The organism is Sphingomonas sp. AOB5 (genome assembly GCF_029433115.1).
Taxonomy (GTDB): Bacteria; Pseudomonadota; Alphaproteobacteria; order Sphingomonadales; family Sphingomonadaceae; genus Sphingomonas.
In genome coordinates this window covers 1-11,023 of sequence record NZ_JARNTV010000088.1, presented here as the reverse complement: position 1 = coordinate 11,023, position 11,023 = coordinate 1, and the positions used below count along the sequence as shown (strand labels likewise).

Below are 11,023 nucleotides of genomic sequence, written 5' to 3'. Positions count from 1 at the left end.
CGGCGCTGGTCTATGACGGCAGCGACATGGCGGCGGGTGGTCAGGCGGGAGTCACGCCGGACAAGGCCGATCCCGATGGCGCGGCGCCGACCACGAGCGCAGCTTCGACTTCGGTCGCGGGCAGCCGTGCGCGCGCAGGCGTGCTCGCCAATCGTGGCAGCACCGTGCCGCAGGGCACGCTAATCCCGGCAGTGCTGGAGACGGGCCTCGATTCGACCCGGCCGGGTCTGGCTCGCGCGATGGTGACCCGCGACGTTCGCGGCTTCGACGGCAGCCGTATCCTGATCCCGCGCGGCAGCCGGCTGATCGGCGAATATCGTTCGGACGCACAGCCGGGACAGAAACGTGCGCTGGTCAACTGGATCCGCCTGATCCGTCCGGATGGCGTGACGATCGCGATCGGATCGCCGGTGAGCGATCCCGTAGGCCGCGGCGGGGTGAACGCGCGGGTGAACAATCACTTCTTCGCGCGCTTCACCGGTGCGATCCTCCAGTCGGTGCTGGATATCGGCGTGAACGTGGCGTCGCGGCAGACCGGATCGCCGGTGATCGTCGCCCTGCCCGGCGCGGTGCAGAGCACGGCCCAGCCGCTGAACCAGAACCAGCAGATCACGCCGACGCTGACCGTAAGGCCCGGCACCAGCATCACCATCTTCGTCGCGCGCGACCTCGACTTTACCGGCGCCGGGGCATCGCGGTGACGCCACAGACCGAGGATGGCCGCGTCTATCTGCGCAGCTATCTCGCGCCGCTGAACGACGTGCTGGCGCGCGACGACGTGACCGACATCTATGTCAACAAGCCCGGCGAAGTGTGGGTCGAGACGATCGGCGGCGCGACCGAGCGGCACGAGGCGCCGGGGCTGGACGAAGCCACGCTCGGCCGCCTTGCCCGCCAGATCGCAGCACTCTCGCATCAGGGCATCAGCCGCGAGCACCCGTTGCTTTCGGCCACCCTGCCCGATGGCGCCCGCGTCCAGATGATCGCCCCGCCCGCCACGCGCGGACCGATGGCGCTGGCGATCCGCAAGCATGTCTCGTCCGACCTGACGCTTGACGATTATGTCGCGGCGGGCGCGTTCGATACCACGAAGCGGCGGACCGCGGCCGAGGGATCGGACACCAACGACGCGCTGGCCGCGCTGCTCGAGGATGGCGATATTGCGGGCATGCTTTCGGCCGCAGTGCGCGCGCGGAAGAACATCCTGGTCTCGGGCGGTACCTCGACCGGCAAGACCACCTTCCTCAACGCCCTGATCCGCGAGATCCCGGCGACCGAGCGGCTGATCTTCATCGAGGACACGCCGGAGATCCACCTGCACCACGCCAATGCGCTGGGCCTGCTGGCGGCGCGCAGTGCGCTGGGCGAGGCGCGGGTGGACATGATCGACCTGCTCGCCGCGTCGCTGCGCATGCGGCCCGACCGGATCATCCTGGGCGAGCTGCGCGGGCCCGAGGCCTATGCGTTCCTGCGCGCGATCAATACCGGCCATCCGGGATCGATGACATCGGTCCATGCCGACTCGGCCGAACGGGCGATCGAGCAGATCGTACTGCTGGTGCTGCAGGCCGGAACCCAGCTGGGCCGCGACGATGTGCGCCATTATGTCCGCAGTACGGTCGATGTTTTCGTCCAGCTGGCGCGTACGGGCGGCAAACGGCATGTTGCGGAAGTCATTCTGCCGCGTTGAACCCCCTCATATTGGGGATAGCAGCGCAGCGATGAACCGTGTAATATGAGCGACGAAACGAAACGCGTTTCAGGGTAGAGAGTGGAAATGGGCAATCGCATCGAGAGCGGCCTGCTGAAAAGCGGCCTGGGCAAGCGTATCGCACTCCTGATCGGTGCCGGCCTGATCGCCGGACCGCTGATCGCGCAGAACGCACCCTCCCCCACGCCATCGCCGACCGGTACTGCCGGTATGGTCCAGGCCGTGCCGCAGGCGATCCCGCTGCCCCAGCTCAACCCGGCACAGGCCGCATCGCTGGTCACGCTGCTGAGCGAGGCACGCTACGCCCATGGGCTGGTGCACAACGCATCGACCGCGACCGATCCTTCGAGCAACGATGCGCTGGTGCGCGCGGCGCTGGATTATGCCCATGCGGTGCATGCCGGTCGTCTGGATACCGAGGATTTCCAGTCCGACTGGGGCCTGCGTCCCGCGGACTATGATCCCCTTCCCGCCTTTGCCGACGCGGTGAAGCGCGACCGGCTGCAGCAGTGGATCCGTTCACTGCCGCCGCCCTATTCGGGCTATGACGGGCTGAAGTCGGGCCTCGACACCTATCGCCGGATCGAAGCTGCGGGCGGCTGGAAGGCGCTGGCTGCCGGTCCGGACCTGACGCTGGGTGCCAGCGGTCCGCGCGTGCTGGCGCTGCGCCAGCGGCTTGCGGTCGAAGACAATCAGGTGATCGACAAAGGCGACAAGTTCGACGCGGAACTGGTAGAGGGCGTGAAGCGCGCCCAGCGCCGCTATGGCCTGAACCCCACCGGCACCTTTGCCGCGCAGACCCGTGCCGCGCTGAACGTGCCCGCAGGCGACCGCGTGCGCCAGATCATGGCGAACATGGAGCGCTGGCGCTGGCTGCCGCAGGAATTGCCGCGCAACCGCATCCAGGTGAACATCGCGGCGGCGGTGCTGACCGTGTTCGAAGGCGATTCGCCCGTCGCATCGATGCGCGTCGTCACCGGAGCGCCGGGCGGCCGCGAGACGCCGATGCTCCAGTCGCGCATCCATTCGATCGTGCTCAATCCGCCGTGGAACGTGCCCGCCGGCATCGCCGCGAAGGAGCTGTTCCCCAAGGGCGCGGACTATCTGGCGCGTAACGGCTACAAGGTGATCGGCACCGGCGCGAACCGCCGCCTGCAGCAGCAGGCCGGACCGCAGAGCGCGCTGGGCCGCTACAAGTTCGATTTCGACAATCCTTACGCCGTGTATCTCCACGACACGCCGGCCCAGGCGAAGTTCGCCAGCTATGACCGGCTGGCCAGCCATGGCTGTGTCCGGCTCGAAAAGCCGGCGGCGCTGGCGCGGCTGCTGCTGCGCAACGATCCCAACTGGCAGGCCGATCAGATCCAGGCGACCGTGGACGGCGGCAAGACCGTGCGCGTGCCGCTGCGCGCCGAGGATCAGGTGCAGGTCTATCTGCTCTACTGGTCGGCCTATATGGGCTCGAACGGCATGAATTTCCGCAACGATCCCTATAGCTGGGACAAGATACTCGCGACTCGCATCGAACGCCGTTCCGCCATCAAGGCGAACAGCGCTTCGTGACGCATAACAGGGGAACTCAAATGATCACGCTTCGCCGCATCGCCACCCTCGCCGCCGCTTCGGCCGTGCTCGCGCTGACCGCCTGCTCGGGCGGTGGTGAGACCAACGAGGGCACGATCGAGACCAACGTCACCAACGTCGCCGAGCCGGTGAACACCGTCGTCGAGAATGTCGTGATCGAGACGCCGGTTGTGACCAACGCCGCACCGGTTCCGGCTGCACGCGGCGAGGATTTCACCGACACCGAGCAGACCAAGGACGACGCCGACGCTACCGGCATGACCTCGCGCGTTGATCGCAGCGCGGACGAAGCGCCGACCGAACCCGCCAAGTAACCGCGTGAGCGAAGCCGCGCCCGAACAGGCAGGCTTTCTCGAGCGCCGGTTCGAGCTGACCGCGCGCGGCACCACGCCGCGCACGGAAGTGCTGGCCGGCGCCACGACCTTCCTGACGATGGCCTATATCATCGTCGTGAACCCGGCGATCCTGAGCGCCACGGGCATGCCCGTCGCCGCGGTGGCCGCCGCAACCTGCCTCGCTGCGGCGTTCGCCAGCATCCTGATGGGGATGACGGCGAACGTGCCGCTGGCGCTGGCCCCGGGCATGGGGCTGAACGCCTATTTCGCCTTTACGGTGGTCGGCGCGATGGGCGTGCCGTGGCAGGTGGCTCTGGCATGCGTCTTCCTGTCGGGCGTAGCGTTCCTGTTGCTGACCTTTGCGGGCATCCGGCAGTTGATCATCGCAGCGATCCCGCCGCATCTGTTCGCAGCGGTGGCGGGCGGGATCGGGCTGTTCATCGGCTTTATCGGGCTGAAGAATGCCGGGATCGTCGTCAGCAATCCGGCGACTTCGGTGGCGCTGGGCGATCTGCATGCGGCGAACGCCTGGCTCGCGCTGCTGGGGCTTGCGATCATCGCGGCACTGACATCGTGGAAGGTGCGCGGCGGCATATTGATCGGCATCGCGGTGACCACGTTGGTCGGATGGGCGACCGGCCATGTCGCCTTCACGCCCCAGCCCTATGACCTGACTGCGATCGGGGACGTGGCCTTCCAGCTCGATTTCGCGGGCGTGTTCTCGGGCAAATACGGGATCGGGTTGTTAGAGATCTTGTTCGTGTTCCTGTTCGTCGATCTGTTCGACAATATCGGGACGCTGATGGGTGTCAGCCGCCGCGCCGGGCTGATCCGGCCGGATGGCAGCATTCCGCGGCTGAACCGCATCCTGTTCACCGATTCGATCGCGACGATGTTCGGCGCGCTGGCCGGGACCAGCACGGTGGTTTCCTATGTCGAGAGCGCGTCGGGGGTGCAGGAAGGCGGGCGGACCGGGCTGACTGCGGTCGTGACCGGACTGCTGTTCCTCGTCGCGATGTTCCTGGCGCCTTACGCGCAGCTGGTGCCCGTATCGGCCACGGCACCCGCGCTGATCCTGGTCGGCGCGCTGATGATGGCGCCGCTGCTCGACGTGGACTGGCACGATCCCGAAGTGGCGGTGCCGGCCTTCCTGACGGTGGCGATGATCCCGCTGACCTATTCGATCGCCAATGGGCTGGCGTTCGGGATCACCGCCTACGCGCTGCTCAAGCTGGTGCGCGGGCGGATCACCAAGACCGACTGGCTGCTGCTGGTGCTCGCTTTGCTGTTCGTCGCGCGCTTCGTCTGGCTGGCGGCGGAATAGCTCAGGCGGCTGTTTCGCCGGGGAACATCTCGGTATCGATCTGCGCCTGCATCGCCGTGGAATAGCGCGCCCCGCGGATCGCGCCTTCGGCGAAGATCGCATCGACCTTTGCGACCGTGGCAGCATCGAGCGTCACGTTCGCAGCGCCGACATTCTCCTCGAGGTGCGCGATGCTGGTGGTGCCGGGGATCGGGACGATATCGTCGCCCTGCGCCAGCACCCAGCCGAGCGAAAGCTGTGCCGGGGCGATGCCGAGTTCGGCGGCCAGCGCATTGAACTGCGCCACGGCCTTCAGATTATGGGCGAGGTTGTCGCCGGTGAAGCGCGGCATCGGGATGCGGATATCGCCTTCGGCATAATTGCCGTCATGCACGCCGTCCGCGAGCAATCCGCGCGCGACCGGCGAGAAGGCGACGAAGCCGATCCCCAGTTCGCGGCAGGCATCCAGCACGCCGATCTCGACATTGCGCGAGACGGGCGAATATTCGGACTGGACCGCGGCGATGGGATGCACCGCATGCGCGCGGCGGATCGTGTCGGCGGACATTTCGGACAGGCCGATGGCGCCGATCTTGCCCGCCTCGATCGCGCGGGAAAGCGCACCAATGGAGTCCTCGACCGGCACCTTCCGGTCGAGCCGGTGCATGTAATAGAGATCGATATGGTCGGTCCCGAGCTTCTGGAGCGACGCGTCGAGCGACCGGGCGATGGTCGCGGGCGAGCCATCCAGCACGCGCTGGCCGTCGATCAGATCGAGCACGCACTTGCTGGCCAGCGTGAACTCGCTGCGGCGGTGCATTACCGATGCGGCCAGCAGCCGCTCGTTATTGCCGCCGCCATAGAGGGCGGCGGTGTCGAGGAAGGTCACGCCCAGATCGAGCGCCCGGTTGAGCAGCCGCCCGCCCTCCTCCGCCGATGGCGGCGCGCCATAGGCGTGGCTGAGGTTCATGCAGCCCAGCCCGATCGCCGAGACGGTGAGCGAGCCGATGGTGCGGGTGGGGAGCTTGGTCATGGGGGGCCTCTAGCAAGCCCCTCCCCTTCAGGGGAGGCGCTATATTTGTCTCAGCCCTGAAGCTGCTTCTCCAGCGCGTCCAGCACGCGGTAGCAAGGCAGGACCTGCGCCACGCTGGAGTTCGGCTCGCGGCCCTCGCGGATCGCGGCGACGAACTCGCGGTCCTGCAGCTCGATGCCGTTATTCGACACGGTGACGCCGGTCAGGTCGATCGGCTCTTCCTTGCCGGTCACCAGATCGTCGTAGCGCGCGATATAGGTGCCGTTGTCGCAGATATAGCGGAAGAAGGTGCCGAGCGGGCCGTCATTGTTGAAGCTGAGCGACAGGGTGCAAATCGCACCGCTCTCGGCCTTCAGCTGGATCGACATGTCCATCGCGATGCCCAGTTCCGGGTGAATCGGACCTTCGATGGCGTTGGCCTGGACGATGGGACCGGCCTGATAGGCGAACAGATCGACGGTGTGCGCAGCGTGATGCCACAGCAGGTGATCGGTCCAGCTCCGCGCCTCGCCCTTGGCGTTCATGTTCTTGCGGCGGAAGAAATAGGTCTGCACGTCCATCTGCTGCACGTTCAGTTCGCCCGCGGCGATCTTGTTGTGCAGGAACTGGTGGCTCGGATTGAAGCGGCGGGTGTGGCCGACCATCGCGACGAGGCCGGTTTCCTGCTGTTTCTTCAGCACCGCTTCGGCATCGGCCAGGCTATCGGCCAGCGGGATCTCGACCTGCACATGCTTGCCGGCTTCGAGGCACTGAATCGTCTGGGCGGCATGCATCTGGGTCGGTGTGGCGAGGATCACCGCGTCGAGACCGGGCTGTTCGAGCGCCTCGCTGAGTTGGGTGCAGGCATGGGGAATGCCATATTTGTCGGCGACCGCCTGGGTCGGTTCTAGCCTGCGGCCGACGACCGAGATCACCTCGACCCCGTCGATCAGCTTCAGCGCGTCGAGATGCTTTTCACCAAAGGCGCCGGCGCCGGCGAGTGCGATTTTCATAACTATTCTCCCTCTCCCCCTCGGGGAGAGGGCCGGGGAGAGGGGCAGTCCCTCAATCCGGCCCAAAGCTAAGGTTAGAGGACTGCCCCTCTCCCAACCCTCTCCCCAGAGGGGAGAGGGCTTTGTTCATTCAACAGGCTCCAGCACCAGATGCCCGATGGCGGTGTTGCTGCACGGCACATGATAATGCCGGTGCAGCGCACGCGTGGCCTTGCCCAACGCGCCGCGCATGATCAGCCACATCACCATCTCGATGCCTTCCGAGCCGGTCTCGCGCAGATATTCGATGTGCGGGATGTGGCGGAGCCGGTCGCTGTCGCCGATCATCCCGTCGAGAAAGTCATTGTCCCATTCGGCATTGATCAGCCCCGCGCGCGGACCCTGAAGCTGGTGGCTCATGCCGCCGGTCCCCCAGACCTGGACGTTCAGATCCTCGGGGAAGCTGGCCACGGCGCGGGCGATCGCCTCGCCCAGCGCCCAGCAGCGATTTCCCGAGGGCGGCGGATACGTAACGACGTTCACCGCCAGCGGGATTACCTTGCACGGCCATTCGTCGACATGGCCGAACATCATCGACAGCGGCACGGTGAGGCCGTGATCGACGTCCATCTCGTTGATGATGGTCATGTCGAACTCGTCGAGGATCAGGCTCTGCGCGATGTGCCAGGCGAGGTCGGGATGGCCATGGACATCGGGCACCTTGCGCGGGCCCCAGCCCTCGTCGGCCGGCTTGTAATGCTCGCCGCACCCGATCGCGAAGGTCGGGATGATCTTCATGTCGAACGCCGAAGCATGGTCGTTATAGACCAGCAGCACGACATCGGGCTTCTCGGCCTTTTCCCACTCGCGGGTCCAGTCGTAACCGGCGAAGATCGGGCCGAAATAGGCATCGCGATCCTTGCCCTGATCGTGCGCGACGCCGAGCAGCGGCACGTGGCTGGAAGCGACGCCTGCAGTGATGCGGGCCATTATTTGGCATCCTTGATTGAGCGAACGCCCTCTGGCGAGCGGCCGCCGGCGTTCATCATCGCCTGATAATCCTCGACCGTTGCGCCGGTCATGGTGCTGACCGCCTGGACGAAGCTGAGCCCGTCGGTGGAGAAGACCTTGGACAGGAAATAGATGTTCCCGCCCAGATCGAGCAGGCGGTTGTAATCGCGATCCAGCACGGCCTGTTTCTGATCGTCGCTCATCGGCCAGTCGGCCAGATAGGCGGCTTCGTCGGCCTTCCAGCGCTCGCGATTCTCGGCCTTCATCAGGCTCATCGCGAACTGGTTGAGATGATAGCCCTGCCGCGCGCGCTTCGCGGTGAACACGCGCGTTCCGGGGATATCGTCGAACTCGGCGAGATATTCGTGGATGTCGGTGGGGACGGTCATAGTCCGCGTGCCTTCAGCTTCGCGTCGAGGCGCGGGAAGACGCGGCGGGCATTGCCTTCGAAGATCGCATGACGCTCGGCATCGCTGATCTCCAGCGCGTCGACATAACGCTTGGTGTCGTCGAAATAGAAGCCGGTCTGCGGATCGATCCCGCGCACCGCGCCGACCATCTCGCTGCCGAACAGGATGTTCTTGTTCTCGATCACCTCGGCCAGCAGGTTGATGCCAGGCTGGTGGTAGACGCAGGTATCGAAGAACACATTGTTCATCAGATATTCGTCCACCGACGGCTTCTTGAGCATATCTGCCAGCCCGCGATAGCGACCCCAATGATAGGGCACCGCGCCGCCGCCATGCGGGATGATGAACTTGAGCGTCGGAAAATCGGCGAACAGATCGCCTTCCAGCAGCTGCATGAAGGCGATGGTGTCCGCCGCGATGTAATAGCCGCCGGTCGCGTGCATCGCCGGATTGCAGCTGCCCGAGACGTGGATCATCGCGGGAACGTCGAGCTCGACCATCTTCTCGTAGAAGGGATACCAGTAGCGGTCGGTCAGCGGCGGATGGGTGAAATGGCCGCCACCGGGATCGGGGTTCAGGTTGCAGCCGATGAACCCGAGTTCGGTGACGCAGCGCTCCAGTTCGGCGATGGAGGTGGTCATGTCTGCCTTGGGCGACTGCGGCAGCATGCAGACGCCGGCGAAGACATCGGGGAACAGGCCCACAACGCGCGCGATCAGGTCGTTGCAGCGGGTCGCCCATTCCTTCGCAACCGCTTCGTCGCCGACATGCGGCGCCATCGCCGATGCGCGGGGCGAGAAGATGGTCAGGTCCGCGCCGCGCTCCTTGATCAGGCGGAGCTGGTTCGCCTCGATGGTCTCGCGGATCTCGTCGTCGCCGATCTCGGGATAGGGCGGCGCGGGAACGCCCGCCTTGAACGCCGCCTTCTGCTCCTCGCGCCAGGCGTCATGCGCCTTGGGCAGGACGGTGTAGTGGCCGTGGCAATCGATGATGAGGGTCACGCAGTTTCTTCCTTGTTCAAACCCTTCCCGTTCGTTTCGAGCGAAGTCGAGAAACCAGTACCGGGTACAAGTTTCTCGACTTCGCTCGAAACGAACGGGGAAAGGATTGCGAGTTTCGCCTCGAGTCCCTCCGGAACTCCAACCCCGAGTTCCCCAACCGCACGCTGGCGCATAACCGTGCCGCGCGTCATCGCGGAGCCGGTGCCGAGACCGTCGAGGGTCTTCACCACCTCTTCCATCTCGGCCGAGCGGCGCAGGCCATGGATCATCATCCGGTCGAGATTATAGTCGGCCTTTTCGGCCCAGTCGGTGCCCGGCCAACTGGCGTTGAGCGAGGCGATCACTTCGTCCAGCACGCCCGCCGCATCCGCCGCCAGCACGCATTCGGTGGTCAGCGCCTCGAGGCCCTTCACCATCACCGAACGGATCATCTTGATCGACGAGGCGCGACCGACATCGCCGGGGACCACGCGAACCCTGGTGAAACCGATAGCGCGCAGCGTCTCGGCGCCCGCCTCGGCATGGGAACCGCTGACCAGGAGCGGAACGCCGAGTTGCGCGGGATAGACCGGCGACATCACCGCGACATCGACATAGTGACCACCCGCGGCTTCGATCAGAGTAGCAGCCTCGCGCTTGGTGTCCGGGGCGACGCTGTTCATATCGAACCACAGGGCGCCGGGTTCGAGCGATACTGCGTAATCGCGTGCAACCGCCAGTGCCTGATCCGCGGTCACCAGCGACAGGACCGCGCGGGCACCCGTCAGCGCCTCCGCTGCGCTGTTTCGGCTCTCGACACCGCGACCCGCGGCTTCGGCCCGGCGCTCGGCCTTCACGTCCCAGGCACGCGCGGGCACATGTCCCGCAAAGGCCTGCGCCGCTTCGCCGAAGCCGATAAAGGCGATCCCGTTCATATGCCCGAACTAGCTCCCCGCAGCGCGCGCGATCCAATCGGTTCGGTCGCCCGCTTATTGGTTTTCCGGAACTATGGCCGCTTCCTGCACCAGTGCGACGAAGCGGGCCTGCATCTCGGTCGGCCGCCAGCTGGCGCGGGTGGTGATGCCGATGGTGCGCGTGGTGCCCTCACGCGGTCCGCCGATCTGGCACAGGATATCGGTGCCGACCTCCAGCGCGATCTGATCGGGCGAAAGCAGGGTCAGGAAATCGCTTTCCTGCAATATGCCGCGGATCACCATCACCGAACCGCATTCGATGGGTGCATCGGGCAGCGCGCCGCCATCGAACAATTGCTCCCAATGCGCGCGCAGCGGCGTGCCCATCCGTCCGACGATCCAGGGGTAGCGGGCGAGTTCCTCGCCACTTGGCTCGCGGCCCGCCAGCGGGTGGCCGCTGCGCCCGACGACGACCAGCGGATCGTCCATCAGCGGCACCTGCGCCAGATCGGGTGGGGGCTCGTCGCGCAGCGCGCCGACCATCAGATCGAGCACGCCATCGCGTAGCGGCTCGACCAGCTCTCGCCACGATCCCTCGACCACATCGATGGTCGCCCGCGGCGCCAGCTTGGCGAGCCGGGCGATGGCGACCGGCAGCAGGTGTGCGCGGGAGAGCGGCATCGCACCCACGGTGATCCGCCCGGTCATGCCCGAATCCGGCCGCGTCTCGACGATGGCCGCGCTGATCTCGCTTGCCGCGAGCCGGACGCC

The 11,023-nt window shown here is 66.0% G+C and carries 12 protein-coding genes; 5 read left to right on the top strand and 7 right to left on the bottom strand.

Annotated features, from left to right (window positions below; all coding sequences use genetic code 11):
• The 5 genes from P1X14_RS20545 to P1X14_RS20525 form a co-directional block, all read left to right on the top strand.
• On the top strand, nt 1–701 hold a 701-nt coding region (locus P1X14_RS20545; protein ID WP_346770466.1), incomplete at its 5' end, for a TrbI/VirB10 family protein.
• Nucleotides 698–1,690 (top strand): P-type DNA transfer ATPase VirB11, encoded by a 993-nt coding sequence (virB11, locus tag P1X14_RS20540; protein ID WP_277317287.1) that lies wholly within the window; start codon nt 698–700, stop codon nt 1,688–1,690. The genes P1X14_RS20545 and virB11, both read left to right, overlap by 4 nt.
• An 87-nt stretch (nt 1,691–1,777) precedes the next feature.
• Nucleotides 1,778–3,274, top strand: coding sequence for a L,D-transpeptidase family protein (locus tag P1X14_RS20535; protein WP_277317286.1), 1,497 nt, complete (start codon nt 1,778–1,780; stop codon nt 3,272–3,274).
• Nucleotides 3,275–3,294: 20 nt separating this feature from the next.
• Complete coding sequence (locus tag P1X14_RS20530; RefSeq protein WP_277317285.1) at nt 3,295–3,609, top strand: hypothetical protein; 315 nt, start codon at nt 3,295–3,297, stop codon at nt 3,607–3,609.
• A gap of 4 nt (nt 3,610–3,613) precedes the next feature.
• Nucleotides 3,614–4,954: an NCS2 family permease gene (locus P1X14_RS20525; protein WP_277317284.1), complete on the top strand. Its 1,341-nt coding sequence runs from the start codon at nt 3,614–3,616 to the stop codon at nt 4,952–4,954.
• A 1-nt stretch (nt 4,955) separates the two neighbouring features.
• Here the strand turns inward: P1X14_RS20525 and P1X14_RS20520 are convergent, their stop codons facing one another.
• The 7 genes from P1X14_RS20520 to P1X14_RS20490 all read right to left on the bottom strand — a co-directional run.
• A complete protein-coding gene (locus P1X14_RS20520; protein WP_277317283.1) occupies nt 4,956–5,966 on the bottom strand; it encodes an aldo/keto reductase in 1,011 nt (336 codons plus the stop codon).
• 50 nt (nt 5,967–6,016) lie between these two features.
• Nucleotides 6,017–6,958: a Gfo/Idh/MocA family oxidoreductase gene (locus P1X14_RS20515; protein ID WP_277317282.1), complete on the bottom strand. Its 942-nt coding sequence runs from the start codon at nt 6,956–6,958 to the stop codon at nt 6,017–6,019.
• 126 nt (nt 6,959–7,084) lie between these two features.
• Nucleotides 7,085–7,927: a class III extradiol dioxygenase subunit beta gene (locus P1X14_RS20510; RefSeq protein ID WP_277317281.1), complete on the bottom strand. Its 843-nt coding sequence runs from the start codon at nt 7,925–7,927 to the stop codon at nt 7,085–7,087.
• Complete coding sequence (gene ligA, locus P1X14_RS20505; RefSeq protein WP_277317280.1) at nt 7,927–8,337, bottom strand: protocatechuate 4,5-dioxygenase subunit alpha; 411 nt, start codon at nt 8,335–8,337, stop codon at nt 7,927–7,929. The genes P1X14_RS20510 and ligA overlap by 1 nt, the downstream gene beginning before the upstream one ends.
• Nucleotides 8,334–9,359 carry an amidohydrolase family protein gene (locus P1X14_RS20500; protein ID WP_277317279.1) on the bottom strand — a complete coding sequence of 342 codons (1,026 nt, stop codon included), beginning with the start codon at nt 9,357–9,359 and terminating at the stop codon, nt 8,334–8,336. Before P1X14_RS20500 ends, ligA begins: the two co-directional genes overlap by 4 nt.
• Entirely contained in the window at nt 9,356–10,273 is a 918-nt protein-coding gene (locus P1X14_RS20495; RefSeq protein WP_277317278.1) for an NAD(P)-dependent oxidoreductase, read from the bottom strand. The genes P1X14_RS20500 and P1X14_RS20495 overlap by 4 nt, the downstream gene beginning before the upstream one ends.
• Nucleotides 10,274–10,327: 54 nt before the next feature.
• The coding region (locus P1X14_RS20490) for a LysR substrate-binding domain-containing protein (RefSeq protein ID WP_277317277.1) at nt 10,328–11,023 on the bottom strand (696 nt) is incomplete at its 5' end.